Source organism: Pseudomonas sp. Tn43 (genome assembly GCF_014192635.1).
Classification (GTDB): Bacteria; Pseudomonadota; Gammaproteobacteria; order Pseudomonadales; family Pseudomonadaceae; genus Aquipseudomonas.
This window is the reverse complement of the sequence record NZ_JACHYG010000010.1, coordinates 116,752-133,894: the sequence shown is the minus strand read 5'-3', so window position 1 is coordinate 133,894 and position 17,143 is coordinate 116,752. Positions and strand designations below refer to the sequence as shown.

The following is a 17,143-nucleotide window of genomic DNA, read 5'->3' as shown; positions in this document are numbered from 1 at the left end:
CTACGTTGTTCATGGCAATGATCTCCGATGAGCCCCCGGTGAAAGCTTAGTGGGCGATCACAGGGGGGGAGGCGGGGGTAGCCATTTCATTAGGTATGTGTTGTTTTTACTTCTTCATCAGTGCCGAGCACGCCGCCTTGTACGCCTCATGCTGATACTTGTTCAGCGTCTGCGGCAGGGCAAAATCGAACTTCTTGTTCTGCGCATTGATGGTCTGGGGCGACAGCAGCGTCACTTCGCAATTTTCCAGCAACTGGAAAATCCCCTCGATCTTGAACGTGGTCGGCCCACCGGCGAATTCGCCTTTCTTGCTGCGCTTCTTGATCACGACCCGGTCGATGGAATTCTCGCGAACAAACGACGCCACCTGAGCGGCAAAGATTTTGACATTGGCGGCTTCGTCATCCTCGTCGAGGGCGATTTTCCTGGTGGCAAGGGCGACGTGACTGAGCGCCTGACCGTCGAGGGAGGCCACGGCGATGATCGCTTCGCTGCCTTTGATTTCAATGCCGCAGATTCTCATTTCAGTCCCTTTTCCTGGCGTTCAACTTACAACTCTAGTTGGTTGGCAGTAATGCCAAAAGCAGCGGCAATTTTTTCACGGGTTGCCTTGCGGGGCTTGGCGACCGTCTCTTGCTGGGCGAAAGCCGGTTGGGAAATGCCCATGCGCTTGGCAACTTCATCCTGCGTAAGGTTCAGGTATTCGCGCCAGGCGCGAATGGGTGTCGCGCCATCGACGATGCGACTGACCACTTCGTGGGGGATCAGATCGGGCTCGATCTTCTGCGCCACATACTGCGCGTAAGGAATGACCACGAATGCCGGTTTTCCCTCCGCGTCGTTGATGATTTGAATTTCAGTAGGTGCGTTCATCGCGTTTTTTGACCTCTTGAATACTGACCACTTTGATCGCGCCATCCCAGTTGAACATGACCCGATAACGACCGACTCGCAGTCGATAGGCGTAATCATGACCAACCAGTACTTTGACATTGCCTACATCAGGCATGCCAGCTAGCGCCGTGATGGCATCACGAACCTGGATCTGATGAACGGAATGCAATTTCAAGAGCTGCTTTACGGCCTTTCGAGTCCAGTGAATGCTGTTCATGGAGAATATAAGTCTTTTATAAGATTTTGCGAATCTTTACTTATATTTTTCAGGTGGCCAATAAACGAAATTTGTCGGGATGTTGCTCGAAAAAAACTGCTTTAACCCTTACTCAGCGAGAGTTGTAGGCATGCTCGGTGACACCTGTGGGAAAGATCTTAATTGAAGGTAAAAAAGCTGGTGGGGCTACCAGCTTTCGACGGACGATTCAGGATCACTCCTGCCCAATCGACTCCAAAAACTCCGACCGCTCGTCACTCATGCGTGCCACGCAATCATTTTGCGCGATGGTGAACGCCTTGCTACCGCTCGTCGCCGGGAATGCTTCGACTGCACAATCCGCGTCGCGGGTTTTCAGCCATTGCTGTTGCGCGGTTTTGATTTTGGCGGTGATGTCGGTCAGTTGCGTCTTGTTGTTGCCGTAAAGCGTTTGCATGCGCTCGGTCAGGCTTTGGTAGTTTTCGCTCAGCAGTTGTTCGGCGGTGGTTCTGCTGTAGGCGGAGCATTCCAGGGTCTGGATTTCGTTTTCGACGGCGTCGCAGGGGTTGTCGTCGGCTTCTTCAGCGGCTTGTACGCCCGTCGCTATCAGTGCCAAAGCCAGGAAGATCGATTTCATTACGCCGCCGCCCCTTAATCCAGTCATGCATTCAGTAAACATCCAGTGCGGCGAATTCTGGCCCAAGCGGGCGACATTGGATAGGTAGGCAACGACGCCTATTGACGACCCTTTGTCGCGGATTGACGCTTTCGGCAAACCCCCTGTCGTTTTTGCACCCGGCTACCCCTGCACCGAGGCATATGCTGGCCCCAAAGCGCCGGCACACGATTCGGCGCATGAATCGCTAATAGGGGACAGCCTGATGAGCCCAGCCGAATTGCACGCCGACAGCATCGTTATCGACGGGCTGATTATTGCCAAGTGGAACCGCGAGTTGTTTGAAGACATGCGCAAGGGCGGTCTGACCGCGGCCAACTGCACCGTGTCGGTGTGGGAGGGCTTCCAGGCCACTGTCAACAACATCGCCGCCAGCCAGAAGCTGATCCGCGAGAACAGCGACCTGGTGATTCCGGTGCGCACCACCGCCGATATCCGCAAGGCCAAGGAGCAGGGCAAGACCGGCATCCTCTTTGGTTTCCAGAATGCTCACGCGTTTGAAGACCAGATCGGCTATGTCGAGGTGTTCAAGCAGCTCGGCGTCGGTATTGTGCAGATGTGCTACAACACCCAGAACCTGGTCGGTACCGGTTGCTACGAGCGCGATGGCGGCCTGTCGGGCTTCGGTCGTGAAATCGTCGCCGAGATGAACCGTGTCGGCGTCATGTGCGACCTGTCCCACGTTGGCTCGAAAACTTCCGAAGAAGTCATCCTCGAGTCCAAGAAGCCGGTCTGCTACTCCCATTGCCTGCCGTCGGGTCTGAAAGTGCACCCGCGCAACAAGTCCGATGAAGAGCTGAAATTCATCGCCGATCACGGCGGTTTCGTCGGCGTAACCATGTTCGCGCCGTTCCTGGCCAAGGGTATCGATTCGACCATCGACGACTACGCCGAAGCCATCGAATACACCATGAATATCGTTGGCGAAGACGCCATCGGCATCGGCACCGATTTCACTCAAGGCCATGGCCAGGACTTCTTTGAATACCTGACCCATGACAAGGGCTACGCCCGCCGTCTGACCAGCTTCGGCAAGATCATCAACCCACTGGGCATTCGCACCGTGGGCGAGTTCCCGAACCTGACCGAAACCCTGCTCAAACGCGGCCACTCCGAGCGGGTGGTGCGCAAGATCATGGGCGAGAACTGGGTGAATGTCCTCAAGGACGTCTGGGGCGAATAAGCCACCGCATTTCTGAATCCTTTCCCCCGGCCGTCCGTGCCGGGGGCAACACAACGAATTTTCTGGAGTTAAGTTTCCATGGCCAAGATCGCCCCGCAATTGCCAATCGAAGTCGACAGCGAAACCGGTGTCTGGACCTCCGACGCCCTGCCGATGCTGTACGTGCCGCGCCATTTCTTCGTCAACAACCACATGGGCATCGAGGAAGTACTGGGCGCCGACGCTTACGCCGAAATCCTTTACAAGGCCGGCTACAAGTCCGCCTGGCACTGGTGTGAAAAAGAAGCCGAATGCCATGGCCTGGAAGGCGTCGCAGTGTTCGAGCACTACATGAAGCGTCTGTCGCAACGCGGCTGGGGCCTATTCAAGATTCAGGACATCGACCTCGACAAAGGCACCGCCAGCGTCAAGCTCGAACACTCCGCATTTGTCTACGTGTACGGCAAGGTCGGGCGCAAGGTCGACTACATGTTCACTGGCTGGTTCGCCGGTGCCATGGACCAGATTCTTCAAGCCCGTGGCAGCTCGATCCGCACCGTTGCAGAACAGGTTTACGGTGGCTCCGAAGAAGGCCACGACGACGGTTTGTTCACCGTCAAGCCGTTGTAAGTCGAGGAACCCGCCATGGCTTTCGAAGCAATGTTTCAACCGATTCAAATCGGCAAACTGACCATCCGCAACCGCGTGCTCAGCACCGCGCACGCCGAGGTCTACGCCACCGACGGCGGCATGACCACCGACCGGTACGTCAAGTATTACGAAGAGAAAGCCAAGGGCGGGATCGGCCTGGCGATTTGCGGCGGTTCTTCCAGCGTGGCCATCGATAGCCCGCAAGGCTGGTGGAAGTCGGTCAACCTGGCCGACGACCGGATCATTCCGCACTTCCAGAATCTGGCCGACGCCATGCACAAGCATGGCGCCAAGATCATGATCCAGATTACCCACATGGGTCGTCGTTCCCGTTGGGACGGCGAGCACTGGCCAACGCTGCTGTCGCCGTCGGGCATCCGCGAGCCGGTGCACCGTGCCACCTGCAAAACCATCGAGCCGGAAGAAATCTGGCGGGTGATCGGCAACTACGCAAGCGCAGCCGCGCGGGCCAAGGCCGGTGGCCTGGACGGCGTCGAGCTGTCTGCCGTGCACCAGCACATGATCGACCAGTTCTGGAGCCCGCGGGTCAACAAGCGTACCGACGAATGGGGCGGCAGCTTCGAAAACCGCATGCGTTTCGGCCTGGAAGTGATCAAGGCTGTGCGCAAGGAAGTGGGGCCGGACTTCTGCGTCGGCATCCGCCTGTGCGGTGACGAATTCCACCCGGACGGCTTGTCCCACGAGGACATGAAACAGATCGCCAAGTACTACGACGACACCGGCATGATCGACTTCATCGGCGTCGTGGGCTCGGGTTGCGACACCCACAACACCCTGGCCAACGTTATTCCGAACATGAGTTATCCACCGGAGCCGTTCCTGCATTTGGCCGCCGGTATCAAGGAAGTGGTGAAGGCTCCGGTTTTGCACGCGCAGAACATCAAGGACCCGAACCAGGCGACTCGAATTCTGGAAGGCGGTTACGTCGATATGGTCGGCATGACGCGCGCCCACATTGCCGACCCGCATTTGATCGCCAAGATCAAGATGGGCCAGGTCGACCAGATCAAACAGTGTGTCGGCGCCAACTATTGCATCGACCGTCAGTACCAGGGCCTGGACGTCTTGTGCATCCAGAACGCCGCGACTTCCCGTGAATACATGGGCGTGCCGCACATCATCGAGAAATCGACCGGTGTGAAGCGCAAAGTCGTGGTGGTCGGTGCCGGTCCTGCCGGGATGGAAGCCGCTCGGGTGGCGGCCGAACGTGGTCACGACGTGACCCTGTTCGAGAAGAAAGAATTCATCGGCGGGCAAATCACTACCGCATCGAAAGCCCCGCAACGGGATCAGATTGCCGGTATCACCCGCTGGTTCCAGCTGGAACTGGCACGTTTGAAAGTCGACCTGCGCCTGGGCGTGGCGGCGGATGCGGCGACCATTCTCGACCTGCGTCCGGACGTGGTGGTGCTCGCCGTTGGCGGTCATCCGTTCCTGGAGCAGAACGAACACTGGGGCGCGGCTGAAGGCCTGGTGGTCAGCAGTTGGGATGTGTTGGACGGCAAAGTCGCACCGGGCAAGAACGTGCTGGTATACGACACCATTTGCGAGTTCACGGGGATGTCGGTTGCCGACTTCCTTGCTGACAAGGGCAGCCAGGTCGAGATCGTCACCGACGACATCAAGCCGGGCGTGGCCATCGGCGGTACGTCGTTCCCGACTTACTACCGCAGCATGTACCCCAAAGAAGTGATCATGACCGGCGACATGATGCTGGAGAAGGTCTACCGCGAAGGCGACAAGCTGGTGGCGGTGCTGGAAAACGAATACACCGGCGCCAAAGAGGAGCGGGTGGTGGATCAGGTGGTCGTCGAAAACGGCGTGCGCCCGGACGAAGAAATCTATTACGCGCTGAAGGAAGGCTCGCGCAACAAAGGCCAGATGGACATCGAAGCCCTGTTCGCGATCAAGCCGCAACCTTCGCTGAGCCAGGCGGGCGACGGCTACTTGCTGTTCCGCATCGGCGACTGCGTGGCGCAGCGCAACACCCACGCCGCCATTTATGACGCACTCCGGCTCTGTAAGGATTTTTGACGGCGTAGCTGCAAGCCGTAAGCTGCAAGCCGCAAGTAAAAGCTCAGCCTCGCCGCTGCTCTTTCTTGCAGCTTGTAGCTTGTAGCTTGCACCTCGCCAGAGGTGACTCTGATGTTGAACACCCTTCTTCCAATCCTGTTGTTCGCTGCCTTGGGCCTGGCTGTCCTGGGCGCGTTGCGGCGGGTGGCTATGTGGCGCCGAGGCCGGGCTTCGAAAGTCGACCTGATCGGTGGCCTGTTCGCCATGCCCAAACGCTACATGGTCGATTTGCACCATGTCGTCGCGCGGGACAAATACATTGCCAATACCCACGTCGCCACGGCTGGTGGTGCGGTGGCTTCCATTGTGCTGGCGATTCTGGTGCATGGTTTTGGCCTGCATAACCGCATCCTCGGTTATGCACTGCTGTTGATGTCGGCGGTGATGTTTGTCGGCGCGATCTTCATGTTCCTGCGCCGTCGCAACCCACCGGCGCGCTTGTCCAAAGGGCCGTGGATGCGCCTGCCGAAAAGCCTGATGGCGTTCTCGGCATCGTTTTTCCTGCTGACCCTGCCGGTCGCCGGCATCCTTCCGGAAAACTTCGGTGGCTGGCTGGTCGCCGCGATCCTCGGCGTCGGGGTGCTCTGGGGCGTGTCGGAACTGTTCTTCGGCATGACCTGGGGCGGGCCGATGAAACACGCCTTCGCCGGGGCCTTGCACCTGGCCTGGCACCGTCGCGCCGAGCGTTTTGGCGGCGGCCGTTCCACCGGTTTGAAGCCGCTGGACCTGAATGATCCGGACGCGCCACTGGGCGTGGAAAAACCCAAGGATTTCACCTGGAACCAGCTGCTGGGCTTCGACGCCTGCGTGCAGTGCGGTAAATGCGAAGCCGCGTGCCCGGCGTTTGCCGCTGGTCAGCCGCTGAACCCGAAAAAACTGATTCAGGACATGGTCGTTGGTTTGGCGGGCGGTACCGACGCCAAATTCGCTGGCAGCCCGTATCCAGGCAAAGCCATCGGCGAACACGGCGGCAATCCGCATCAACCGATTGTCAATGGTCTGGTGGACGCTGAAACCCTGTGGTCCTGCACCACTTGCCGTGCCTGCGTCGAGGAATGCCCGATGATGATCGAGCACGTCGACGCCATCGTCGACATGCGCCGTCACCTGACGCTGGAAAAAGGCGCAACCCCGAACAAGGGCGCCGAAGTCCTGGAAAACCTGATCGCCACCGACAACCCGGGCGGCTTCGCGCCGGGCGGGCGGATGAACTGGGCGGCGGATTTGAACCTGAACCTGCTCAGCGAGAAGAAATCCACCGACGTGCTGTTCTGGGTCGGCGACGGGGCCTTCGACATGCGCAATCAGCGCACCTTGCGTGCCTTCGTCAAAGTGCTGAAAGCGGCCAAGGTCGACTTCGCGGTGCTGGGGCTTGAAGAGCGCGACAGCGGTGACGTGGCACGACGCCTGGGCGATGAAGCGACCTTCCAGCTGTTGGCCAAGCGCAACATCCAGACCTTGGCGAAGTACAGCTTCAACCGCATCGTCACCTGCGACCCGCACAGCTTCCACGTGCTGAAAAACGAGTACGGCGCCTTCGACGGCAACTACCTCGTGCAACACCACAGCACCTACATGGCGGAGATCATTGGCGATGGCGCCCTGAACCTGGGTCAGCACAAAGGCAACAGCGTGACTTATCACGACCCGTGCTACCTCGGCCGCTACAACGGTGAATACGAGGCGCCGCGTGAAGTGCTGCGTGCCCTGGGCATCGAGATCAAGGAAATGCAACGCTCCGGTTTCCGTTCGCGCTGCTGCGGCGGTGGTGGCGGTGCGCCAATCACCGACATTCCGGGCAAACAGCGGATTCCCGACATGCGCATGGAAGACATCCGCGAAACCGGCGCCGAACTGGTGGCCGTGGGTTGCCCACAGTGCACCGCGATGCTCGAAGGTGTGGTCGAACCGCGCCCACTAATCAAGGACATCGCCGAACTGGTGGCTGATGCGCTGCTCGAAGACGCCGCGCCGGGAAAGCCATCGGCACCGGCCAAACGTGAACCTGCGGAGGTGCATTGATGAGCGACATTATCCGCCGCGACCCACGCGCCGAATGGATCGCCCGCAACCGCCTGCACCCGCTGCATGCGGCCATGCAACCGGCGCAACACAGCTGGATGGGGCCTAACGGCATCATCCGCAAGAACCCTCACGGGATCGGTTTTATCGGCCCCAACGGTATCAAACGGATCGACCGCAGCGGTGCTCAGCAGGGCGGGGCGACCAAACGCTCGGCCGCGGTTGAAGTGCAATTGCCGCTGCATCAAGTGGCTGCACCTGCGTTCTACATCAGCGTGGTACCGGACATGGTCGGCGGCCGCTTGAGCAGCCACGACCGCGACTTGCTCGGCCTGGCCCATCAGTTGGCCGGCAAGGACGGCGCGGTATTGGCTGTGGTGTTCGGTGAGCACAAGGAAAACGCCTTCGCCACGGCTGGCGTTGACCGCTTGCTGGTACTGGAAGGCGACGAGTTCAGCGGTTATGCACCGGAACAACGGGTTCAGGGCCTGCGAGCTGTGGATAACCAGTTCAGCCCCCGCCACTGGTTGCTGCCGGACAGCCGCAGCGGTGGTGGCGAATTGGGTCGACGCTTTGCCGCCGCATTGGGCGAACGCCCGGCCACGCGGGTCTGGCAGGTCAAGGATCAGGAGTGTATCGGCCGCGCCGGTGCTGGTTTGCAAGACCTTGCGCGTCCGGTCGCCCGCCTGATTCTGGCGGCTGCCGAATGCGCCGAACCGGTCAGCGAAACCCGTCACGAAGCTTTGCCAGTGGAGTTATCCACAGCGGTCGCCCGCAGCCTGTCGCGGATCGAAGATCTGGGCGCGGTGGCGGTGGACCCGGCGGCGATTCCGATGGCTGAAGCGGAGTTCATCTTCTCCGGGGGCAACGGGGTCAAGGACTGGGAACTTTTCCACAGGACGGCCGAGGCGTTGGGCGCGACCGAAGGGGCATCGCGGGTGGCGGTGGACGACGGCTTCATGGCTCGCGACCGTCAGGTCGGTGCGTCCGGCACTTGGGTCACGGCACGGGTTTACGTGGCGGTGGGCATTTCCGGGGCGATCCAGCACCTGCAAGGTATCGGTGCCTGCGACAAGGTGGTGGCGATCAACCTCGATCCTGGTTGCGACATGATCAAACGGGCCGACTTGTCGGTGATCGGCGAAAGCGCCGAGCTTCTTCAAGCCTTGATCGATGCGGTAGCGGCTTACCGTAATGAAGCCAAGCGCGATGCGGCTTAAGGAAAGGAAAGGGTTATGAGCACGAAAATCATCAGCCTGGTGTCCATCGGCGCCCACCCGACCTCCGGCCGGCCACGTCGCGCCGAGCAAGATGCGCGGGCGGTTGAACTGGGTTTGCAACTGGCTGGGGATAACCTGCAAGTGTTGCATGCCGGCGACGTCGCGGAGCCGGCGCTGCGCGCTTATCTGGGCATGGGCCTGGAACAGCTGCATGTGCTGGAGCAACCGGAAGGCGCGGATGCGCTGCCGGCGTTGACCGCGTATTTGCGCGATGCGGGCGCTCAAGTAGTGCTGACCGGCAGTCAGGCGGAAACCGGCGAAGGCTCGGGCATGTTGCCGTTCCTGTTGGCCGAAAGCCTTGGCTGGCCGCTGGTGGTGGGGTTGGCCCAGGTCGAATCCATCGACGGTGGCTCGGCGCTGGTGCTGCAGGCGCTACCTCGCGGGCAGCGTCGGCGCTTGAAAGTGCGCCTGCCCTTTTTGGCGACTGTGGATAACGCCGCCCCCAAGCCTCGGCAGAGCGCCTACGGTCCGGCACGTCGCGGGGTATTGCAGGCGGATGAAGTCGAAGTGATCGACGATGAACTGCTGGCGATGGCCACACTGCAACCGGCCAAGCCACGGCCCAAACGCTTGAAAGTAATCAAGGCCAAGAGTGGTGCGGACCGCATGAAAGCCGCGACGGCCAAGGCCAGTGGTGGCGGTGGGCAGGTGCTGAAAGGCGTGACCGCGCAAGCGGGCGCTGAAGCCATTCTCAAGTTGCTGATTGAAGAAGGCGTGGTTCGCTGATAAGTCGTCACCATAGATGTAGGAGCCTCTGTGGCGAGGGGGCTTGCCCCCGTTGGGCTGCGCAGCAGTCCTGAAATCTCTGATGTACCAAAGATCATGTGAGTGCTGCGCACTCAAACGGGGGCAAGCCCCCTCGCCACAGAGGTTCGCTCCCACAGAGTGCTCGTGCCGGGCAGATGAAATACCGGAAACGCAGAACCTGAAAATCATCTCACCGAAGTTTATTGGGGAAATAATGGCTGTTGAATTTCGTCCGGCGGTGCGTGCGGATGCGCGGGAAATTGCTCGCTTGTTTCAGATTTCATCGGAAGGTGCGGCGGATTACATCTGGAGCCAACTGGCGCAACCCGGCCAGGACCTGCTGGAGGTTGGTGCCAGTCGTTACGCTCGTGAAGACGTCGACTTCTCCTATCAGAACTGCCTGATCGCGCAGGCCGAGGGAGAGGTCATCGGCATGCTGCACAGCTATGCGATGCGCCACGATCCTCAAGCCGCTCCCGTGACCGATCCGGTTTTGGCGCCGTACGCCACGATGGAAATCCCCGACACCCTCTATATTTCGAGCCTGGCCCTGCATGAGGGCTGGCGCAATCAGGGCTTGGGTCAACAATTCCTCGCCTACGCCTACGACCGTGCCAATCAGCTGGGGCTCAACGGCTTGAGCCTGATCGACTACGCAGTGAACACCGGCGCCCGACGATTTTATGAGCGCCATGGCTTCCGGATCGTCGATACTTGCCAGATCACGCCCCACCCGATGATTCGGGTGACGGGGGAGGCGTATTTGATGTATCGGCCGTAAGAATATCGAACACCTGCGACAAGCGAGCCTGCTCGCGATGACAGACTGACATTCACCATCGATGTTGCCTGACCCAGGGTTGGGCATTTACCCACAATCCCTGTTAGCGCTTCTGTGGATAACATGTTCGCCCCTCGCTACACCCCATGCCCAGCAAGCCCTGCAGCCTTCCGTACAAAAAATAACCAGCCTAAGCCACGGTTTCTTCGAGCTTTTTCCACAGAGTGATGGCGCTTGCAAGCTGATACTTGCCCCCAATCTCTGTTGGCGCTTCTGTGGATAAGATGTTCGCTGTCCGCTACAAGCTATACAAACCGTGGCTTACAGCGAGTTGATCAAATAATGTTCAATTGCTCGTTTTCCTTCATTGATTCTTGCGCAAACCCGCAATTCTTGCGGCTTTCAGCGGTTTTCCACAGAACCTGCAAAGTTGCCCCCAAAGTCTGTTGGCGCTTCTGTGGATAAGGTGTTCGCCGTCGTCTACGCGCCATATAAACCGTGCCTTGCAGGCTTCTGATTAAAAAATGATCATCGCCTGCATAAAACCCTGCTTGCGGATAAGTCACGGTTTTTCTTCCTTTTTTGTGAATAAATTTGCGCTCTCGTCCACAGTTGTCCCCAATAGCTGTGGGTGGAGATGTGGATAACTTGTTCGCTAAACCCTGCAAGCCACGGCCCCTATAGGCCACAACGCGATAGATCAGATTTCATACAGTTCTAAGGCGCTTCTTGACTTCGATCTGTCGCCTGTCTTCACTCTCATGGCACAAAGGATAGCCGTCACTTATCCACATCTGGTTCAGGGAGAACGCGTGATGGATAGCCAGCCACGTCAGCACCCAAGCCCTTGCGTGACCTGTGTCCCGACACCCGCCACCTTGCTGCGTAAACGGATTCACCGTCGCGCTACCAATCAGCGCGCTCGCCTATAGCACCCGAAGCCTTTCCATACCCTGACGCCGCTGCCGTTGAGGCTCGACCGTGCCCGGCGACCAGGTGTTTGTTCGTTTATCGATTGCAGGCAACCACAGAGTTGCCCACCTGCCTGAGAGGAAATGACCCATGCCACGGATCGCCACGCCCATCAGCGACATCAAGGAACATTACGACGTGATTGTCATCGGCTCCGGCTACGGCGGCGGGATCGCGGCCTCGCGACTGTCCCGGGCCGGCAAGCGGGTGTGCCTGCTGGAGCGGGGCCGGGAAATCCAGCCCGGCGAATACCCCAATACGATGTTGGCGGCCACCGAAGAGTTGCAAGTCCATGACCCGGACGGGCACATCGGTTCGCGTACCGGGCTGTTCGACCTGCACGTCAATGCCCAGCAAAACGTGGTGGTCGGTTGCGGCCTGGGCGGCACGTCGCTGATCAATGCCAACGTTGCGCTGGAACCGGAGCCCGGCGTGTTCGACGATCCGCGCTGGCCGCTGGCAGTGCGTGAACACCGGGACACGTTACTCAAGGATGGGTACGCCCGCGCTCGGGAAATGCTCAAGCCCAATCCCTACCCAAGCACCTCGCCGGTGCTGCCGAAACTGGAGGCCAACAAAAAATCTGCGGAGTATCTCAAGCAAGGGGCGCATTTCTACAAACCGCCGATCAACGTGACCTTCGACAAACTGCCGAACAATCTCAACCACGTCGGCGTCGAGCAACTGCCATGCAACCACTGCGGCGACTGCGTGTCGGGCTGTAACAACAAGGCCAAGAACACCACGCTGATGAATTACCTGCCGGATGCCTGGAACCACGGCGCAGAGATTTTCTGTCAGGCCGAGGTGCGACATCTGGAACGCGACGCCGACGGCTGGGTCGTGCATTTCCAGTACCTGGACAGCGGCCGCGAGAAGTTCTCGGCACCGACGCTGTTCGTCAAGGCTGACGTCGTCGTGGTTTCGGCGGGCACCCTGGGTTCCACCGAAATTCTCCTGCGCTCGCGGGACAAAGGTTTGTCGACGTCCAATCAGCTCGGCGAGAACATGAGCGGCAACGGTGACATTCTCGGCTTTGGCCACAACTGTGACCAAGCGATCAACGGCATCGGTTTCGGCGCCCATCCGGCCAGTGAAATGAAACCGGTCGGCCCGTGCATCACCTCGATCATCGACATGCGCACCGAAGGCGACTGGCGCAGCCGCATGGTCATCGAAGAAGGCTCGATCCCCGGCGCACTCGGCCGGCCGATGGTGCCAAGCATGGCCGCATTCGCCGGTTTGATCGGCAAGCCCACCGATGACAGCTTCGCCGGCAAGCTCAAGTACGCCGGGCGCGAAACCGAAAGCTTCCTGCGCGGCCCGTATCACGGCGCTCTGCACAACATGCAGACCTACCTGATCATGAGCCACGACGACGGCAAGGGTCGCATGGTGCTCGACAGTAAGGATCAGTTGCGCATCGACTGGCCGGGTGTTGGCGAGCAGGAAAACGTCAAACTCGGTAACGAGCGACTGCACCAGAGCACCAAGGCATTAGGCGGGATCTGGGTGGAGAATCCGATCTGGACCGAGCTGCTCAAACACAGCATCGTTTCCGTTCACCCGTTGGGCGGTTGCGTGATGGGCGAGGACGCGGAGCAGGGCGTGGTCAACCACAAGGGGCAGGTATTCAGCAGCACCCGTGGCACCGATGTCTACGCCGGGTTGTACGTGGCCGACGGTGCGGTGATTCCGACTTCCCTGGCGGTCAATCCGCTGCTGACCATTTCTGCCGTGAGCGAGCGCAACATGGGGCTGCTGGCGGCCGATCGCGGTTGGCACATCGACTACACGCTGCCTTCGGCACCGCGCAAACAGGTGGCGCCGCCGACCCTCGGCGTGCAGTTCACCGAAACCATGAAAGGCTATTTCTCCAAAGCGTTCACTCAGCCTCAAGGCACAGATCTCAAGCTCTACGAAGCGGCGGCCAAACGTGGCGAGTCGGAGAACTCGCCGATCGAGTTCACTTTGACCATCACCGCCAACGACCTCAACCGCATGATCAAGGAACCGGAACACGCCGCAACGTTGGTCGGCACGCTCGATGCGCCGGCTCTGTCACCGGAACCGCTGACCGCCAGCAATGGCGTGTTCAACCTGTTCGAGGAATATCAGGAACAGGTGGGCGTGCGGCACATGAATTACGACATGAAACTGACCGCCGAGGACGGCAGCGATTATTTCTTCAGTGCGTTCAAGACCGTGCCCGAAGACAACGGCGTGCTGAATGTCTGGCACGACACCAGCACCCTTTACGTGACGCTGTATCGCGGGTCGGCCAAGAGCGGTGAAGTGCTGGGCTCGGGGGTGATGCACATCCATCCCGCCGATTTCGCCAAGCAGATGACCACCATGAAGGTGCTCAACGCGCGCAACGAACGCGAGCGCATCGAAGGTCTGGCGCGGTTCGGCAAGTTCTTCGCCGGCATCTTGTGGGAGAGCTACGGCGGGGTATTCGCTGGCGACATTTACTTCAATCCCGATGCACCGCCGCGGCAGAAACGCCCATTGGATGCGCCGGTGCCCAGCGTGCAGTTCTTCCAGACCGAAGACGACGTACAGCTACGCCTGACCCGCTATCAGGGTGGCAGCAAAGGGCCGGTGATGCTGGTGCATGGCTTGGGGGTGGGTTCGAATATTTTCTCCACCGACACCATCCAGACCAACCTGCTGGAGTACTTGTGCAAGCATGAATACGACGTCTGGTTGCTGGATTTCCGGGTCAGCATTCTGATACCGGCCAGCAAGCACGAATGGAACGGCGATCAGATTGCGCAGTACGACTTCAAGGCCGCCATCGCGCAGATCCAGCAAGCGACCAAGGCCGCGGACGTGCAATGCGTGGTGCATTGCTACGGGGCGACGACTTTCTTCATGTCGCTGCTGGCCGGGTTGCAGGGCGTGCGGTCGGTGGTGTGTTCGCAGATTGCCGCGGATACGGTGGTCGCCACGGCAACCGGGCTCAAGGCCGGCCTGCACCTTCCGGGGATGCTTGACGCCATCGGCATCAAATCCCTCACCGCGTATGCCGACAACAAGGAGAGCTGGTTCAACAAACTTTACGACAAGGCCCTCAACGGCTACGCCCGCATCGAGGCCCAAGGCTACTGCACCAACCCTGTGTGCCATCGCATCACTTTCATGTACGCATCGCTGTACCGCCACGACACGCTCAACGACACCCTGCACGACAACCTGCATGAGCTGTTCGGCGAATCGAACATGCAAACCTTCGAGCACCTGGCGTTGATCCTGCGCAAAGGCCATCTGGTGGATTTCAAAGGCCAGGACGTCTACATGCCGCACTTCGACCGGCTGACCATGCCGATCTGTTTCATCAGCGGCGAAGACAACCAGTGCTACCTGCCGGAAAGCACGCTCAAGACCTATGAGCGCGTGTGCAAAGCCCATGGACCGGAGCGCTACAGCCGGCATGTGGTGCCGGGTTACGGGCATATCGACTGCATGTTCGGCAAGAATGCGGTGCTCGATGTGTACCCGATCATCCTGCAGCATCTGGAGAAAACCGCCCTCGGCTAGCACTGCTTACCTGTGGCCGGGTGCTTGTTGTGGCGAGGGGGCTTGCCCCCGTTGGGCCGCGAAGCGGTCCAAAATTGGCAAATGCGGTCATTCAGGAACACCGCGATTGCAGGTTTCACGACTGCTTCGCAGCCGAACGGGGGCAAGCCCCCTCGCCACAAAAGCCTCTAGCCACAGGTATGTGCCCACTCAAGATTTGTTGGTGGATTGGGTCAAAAGGAAATGGATGCCATGGACAGTTACATCCGCTGGTTTCAACGCTTCATCTGGCTAGGCATTGTGATGAACATGGTCTTCGCAATTCCGGCGCTGTTCGCGCCGGCGTTGCTGACCTCGATGCTCGGGATGCCGCCGCAACTCTCCGATCCATGGCTGGAAAACGCCGGCATGCTGCTGGTGGGGATCAGCCTGTTCTACATGCCGTCAGGTTTCAACGCGCCAAAATACGTCGTGCATTCATGGCTGTGCGTGCTGTCCCGATTGGTTGCCGTGGCGTTCTGGATCTACCTGATCAACACCAGCAACCAGGCTCAGGTATTCGTGCCAATGCTGCTGGGCGATCTGAGCCTGTTCCTGATCCTGGGGGGTCTGCTGTACCTGGGTAGCGCGCCGGCCAATCGACCCTGGGCATTGCTCCGCGACGGCTGGCATGCGTGGCGCGCAGCCTGGGCGCGACGCTGGCAGCGGCACAGCTTCAAAGTCGCCACACTGGTCGTGGTGCTGGCGCTGGGATTTATCGGTTACGAAACCTGGTACCAGATGCTGCGGGTGGTGCCGGCAGAGCAATACGCCTCCGATGAGGACCACTACAAATACGGCGCCATCGGCCTGGGCATCGAAGCGCGGATTCCCTATTACCTGTTCGCCGTATTGCCACAGATGTGCCCGGATAAGCTGCCGAAACCCGGCGGCTACGAAGTTTTTGGTTTCCTCTATGAGAACGGCAAGGACCTGCCGATCGGCATGGCCAAGCGGCAGATCGGTTACCCGACCGTGGAACCCAACTGTGCCCTGTGCCACACCGGTTCCTACCGGGCCACTACCAGCGACGTCGCCATCCCGGTGGCCACCGCGCCGGCCAATACCCTGCAGCTGCAGGCCTTCCAGTGGTTTGCCTACAATTGCGCCAGTGACCCGACATTCACCCCTGAGGCGGTGATGACGGCGATCAACAGCAAGTTCCAGCTCGGATTCTTCGAGCGCCTGTACAACCGCTACGTGATCATTCCGATGGCCACGAGCGCGCTGGTCAAGCAGAAGCAGGCCTATGCCTGGCAACGCCTGCGCGCCCCGCAAGGGCCGGGGCGCACCGACACGTTCAACCCGACGAAAATGGTGGTGTTCGGCTTCCCGGATGACTCGACCATCGGCACCGTCGACTTGCCGCAAGTCTGGAACCAGAAGCCTCGGGAATCGCTGTACCTGCACTGGGACGGCAACAACAACGACATCCATGAGCGTAACTACGCGGCGGCCATGGCCGTGGGCGCAACGCCCGAGTCGGTGTTGCCGACCAGCTTCAATCGAGTGACCAACTGGCTGCTGGGCCACAAGGCGCCGGCCTGGCCGTTCGCGCTGGATCAGGCCAAGGTCGCACGGGGCAAACCGGTCTGGGAAAACAACTGCGCCGGTTGTCATGATTTCGGCCGCACCGACACCGGCCAGGTCACCACCAACATTGAGGAACTGGGCACCGATCCCCATCGGCTGAACTCGTTCACCAATGGTTTGGTGACGGCTTTCCATGGCTTCAAGAAATCGCCGTTCGACTTTGGCGCCTACCGCAAGACCCAGAGCTATAGCAACACACCCACCGACGGCGTCTGGTTGCGCGCGCCGTACTTGCACAACGGTTCGGTGCCGACCCTGTGGGATTTGTTGCAACCACCGGAAAAGAGACCGCTGGTGTTCTTCACCGGCTCCGATGTGTACGACCAGGACAAAGTCGGTTTCGTCACCAGTGGCCAGCAGATGAAGGCCTCGGCGGACTTCAAATACGACACGCGCCTGGAGGGCAACCACAACGGCGGCCACCTGTACGGCACGCAACTGTCGGAGCTCGATAAGCGGGCGCTCATCGAGTTCATGAAAACCCTGTAATTCCACTACGGATGGAGGAACGCGA

General features: G+C 59.7%; 14 protein-coding genes. 9 read left to right on the top strand and 5 right to left on the bottom strand.

The genetic code is table 11. The features are described 5' to 3' along the window. Positions 1 to 106: 106 nt before the first annotated feature. From FHW68_RS22745 to FHW68_RS22730, 4 genes are all read right to left on the bottom strand, one after another. Positions 107 to 523 (bottom strand): DUF3010 family protein, encoded by a 417-nt coding sequence (locus tag FHW68_RS22745; protein ID WP_183683200.1) that lies wholly within the window; start codon positions 521 to 523, stop codon positions 107 to 109. Positions 524 to 549: 26 nt separating this feature from the next. Beyond that, complete coding sequence (locus tag FHW68_RS22740; protein WP_095633684.1) at positions 550 to 873, bottom strand: helix-turn-helix domain-containing protein; 324 nt, start codon at positions 871 to 873, stop codon at positions 550 to 552. Further along, a complete protein-coding gene (locus FHW68_RS22735; RefSeq protein WP_095633683.1) occupies positions 857 to 1,111 on the bottom strand; it encodes a type II toxin-antitoxin system RelE/ParE family toxin in 255 nt (84 codons plus the stop codon). Before FHW68_RS22735 ends, FHW68_RS22740 begins: the two co-directional genes overlap by 17 nt. A 214-nt stretch (positions 1,112 to 1,325) precedes the next feature. Next, complete coding sequence (locus tag FHW68_RS22730; protein WP_095633682.1) at positions 1,326 to 1,727, bottom strand: lysozyme inhibitor LprI family protein; 402 nt, start codon at positions 1,725 to 1,727, stop codon at positions 1,326 to 1,328. 244 nt (positions 1,728 to 1,971) lie between these two features. Here FHW68_RS22730 and FHW68_RS22725 point away from each other — a divergent pair, with 244 nt between their 5' ends. From FHW68_RS22725 to FHW68_RS22695, 7 genes are all read left to right on the top strand, one after another. Then, positions 1,972 to 2,949: a dipeptidase gene (locus FHW68_RS22725; RefSeq protein WP_007907542.1), complete on the top strand. Its 978-nt coding sequence runs from the start codon at positions 1,972 to 1,974 to the stop codon at positions 2,947 to 2,949. A 78-nt stretch (positions 2,950 to 3,027) separates the two neighbouring features. Further along, entirely contained in the window at positions 3,028 to 3,558 is a 531-nt protein-coding gene (locus tag FHW68_RS22720) for a DUF5943 domain-containing protein (protein WP_007907543.1), read from the top strand. Positions 3,559 to 3,573: 15 nt separating this feature from the next. Continuing rightward, positions 3,574 to 5,634, top strand: coding sequence for a dimethylglycine demethylation protein DgcA (gene dgcA, locus FHW68_RS22715; RefSeq protein WP_095633680.1), 2,061 nt, complete (start codon positions 3,574 to 3,576; stop codon positions 5,632 to 5,634). A gap of 111 nt (positions 5,635 to 5,745) precedes the next feature. Next, complete coding sequence (gene dgcB, locus FHW68_RS22710; protein ID WP_183683198.1) at positions 5,746 to 7,695, top strand: dimethylglycine demethylation protein DgcB; 1,950 nt, start codon at positions 5,746 to 5,748, stop codon at positions 7,693 to 7,695. After that, positions 7,695 to 8,915, top strand: a complete 1,221-nt coding sequence (locus FHW68_RS22705; RefSeq protein ID WP_095633678.1) for an electron transfer flavoprotein subunit alpha/FixB family protein — start codon at positions 7,695 to 7,697, stop codon at positions 8,913 to 8,915. The genes dgcB and FHW68_RS22705 overlap by 1 nt, the downstream gene beginning before the upstream one ends. A gap of 15 nt (positions 8,916 to 8,930) precedes the next feature. After that, a complete protein-coding gene (locus tag FHW68_RS22700; protein ID WP_183683196.1) occupies positions 8,931 to 9,701 on the top strand; it encodes an electron transfer flavoprotein subunit beta in 771 nt (256 codons plus the stop codon). A 235-nt stretch (positions 9,702 to 9,936) separates the two neighbouring features. After that, positions 9,937 to 10,503, top strand: coding sequence for a GNAT family N-acetyltransferase (locus FHW68_RS22695; protein ID WP_095633676.1), 567 nt, complete (start codon positions 9,937 to 9,939; stop codon positions 10,501 to 10,503). Positions 10,504 to 10,838: 335 nt separating this feature from the next. Here FHW68_RS22695 and FHW68_RS22690 read toward each other — a convergent pair whose 3' ends face one another. Then, positions 10,839 to 11,069 (bottom strand): hypothetical protein, encoded by a 231-nt coding sequence (locus tag FHW68_RS22690; protein WP_183683194.1) that lies wholly within the window; start codon positions 11,067 to 11,069, stop codon positions 10,839 to 10,841. Between the two features lie 496 nt (positions 11,070 to 11,565). On the opposite strand from FHW68_RS22690, the gene FHW68_RS22685 reads away from it, so the two are divergent. Both FHW68_RS22685 and FHW68_RS22680 read left to right on the top strand, forming a co-directional pair. Beyond that, complete coding sequence (locus FHW68_RS22685; protein WP_183683192.1) at positions 11,566 to 15,018, top strand: GMC oxidoreductase; 3,453 nt, start codon at positions 11,566 to 11,568, stop codon at positions 15,016 to 15,018. Positions 15,019 to 15,249: 231 nt separating this feature from the next. Beyond that, on the top strand, positions 15,250 to 17,118 hold the full coding sequence (locus tag FHW68_RS22680) for a hypothetical protein (protein WP_183683190.1): 1,869 nt from the start codon (positions 15,250 to 15,252) through the stop codon (positions 17,116 to 17,118). Positions 17,119 to 17,143: the final 25 nt, after the last annotated feature.

What these genes read in the sequence shown, in the direction of transcription:
- FHW68_RS22745 (WP_183683200.1), bottom strand. Translation starts at nt 523, where the DNA reads ATGAGAATCTGCGGCATTGAAATCAAAGGCAGCGAAGCGATCATCGCC.
- FHW68_RS22740 (WP_095633684.1), bottom strand. Translation starts at nt 873, where the DNA reads ATGAACGCACCTACTGAAATTCAAATCATCAACGACGCGGAGGGAAAA.
- FHW68_RS22735 (WP_095633683.1), bottom strand. Translation starts at nt 1,111, where the DNA reads ATGAACAGCATTCACTGGACTCGAAAGGCCGTAAAGCAGCTCTTGAAA.
- FHW68_RS22730 (WP_095633682.1), bottom strand. Translation starts at nt 1,727, where the DNA reads ATGAAATCGATCTTCCTGGCTTTGGCACTGATAGCGACGGGCGTACAA.
- FHW68_RS22725 (WP_007907542.1), top strand. Translation starts at nt 1,972, where the DNA reads ATGAGCCCAGCCGAATTGCACGCCGACAGCATCGTTATCGACGGGCTG.
- FHW68_RS22720 (WP_007907543.1), top strand. Translation starts at nt 3,028, where the DNA reads ATGGCCAAGATCGCCCCGCAATTGCCAATCGAAGTCGACAGCGAAACC.
- dgcA (WP_095633680.1), top strand. Translation starts at nt 3,574, where the DNA reads ATGGCTTTCGAAGCAATGTTTCAACCGATTCAAATCGGCAAACTGACC.
- dgcB (WP_183683198.1), top strand. Translation starts at nt 5,746, where the DNA reads ATGTTGAACACCCTTCTTCCAATCCTGTTGTTCGCTGCCTTGGGCCTG.
- FHW68_RS22705 (WP_095633678.1), top strand. Translation starts at nt 7,695, where the DNA reads ATGAGCGACATTATCCGCCGCGACCCACGCGCCGAATGGATCGCCCGC.
- FHW68_RS22700 (WP_183683196.1), top strand. Translation starts at nt 8,931, where the DNA reads ATGAGCACGAAAATCATCAGCCTGGTGTCCATCGGCGCCCACCCGACC.
- FHW68_RS22695 (WP_095633676.1), top strand. Translation starts at nt 9,937, where the DNA reads ATGGCTGTTGAATTTCGTCCGGCGGTGCGTGCGGATGCGCGGGAAATT.
- FHW68_RS22685 (WP_183683192.1), top strand. Translation starts at nt 11,566, where the DNA reads ATGCCACGGATCGCCACGCCCATCAGCGACATCAAGGAACATTACGAC.
- FHW68_RS22680 (WP_183683190.1), top strand. Translation starts at nt 15,250, where the DNA reads ATGGACAGTTACATCCGCTGGTTTCAACGCTTCATCTGGCTAGGCATT.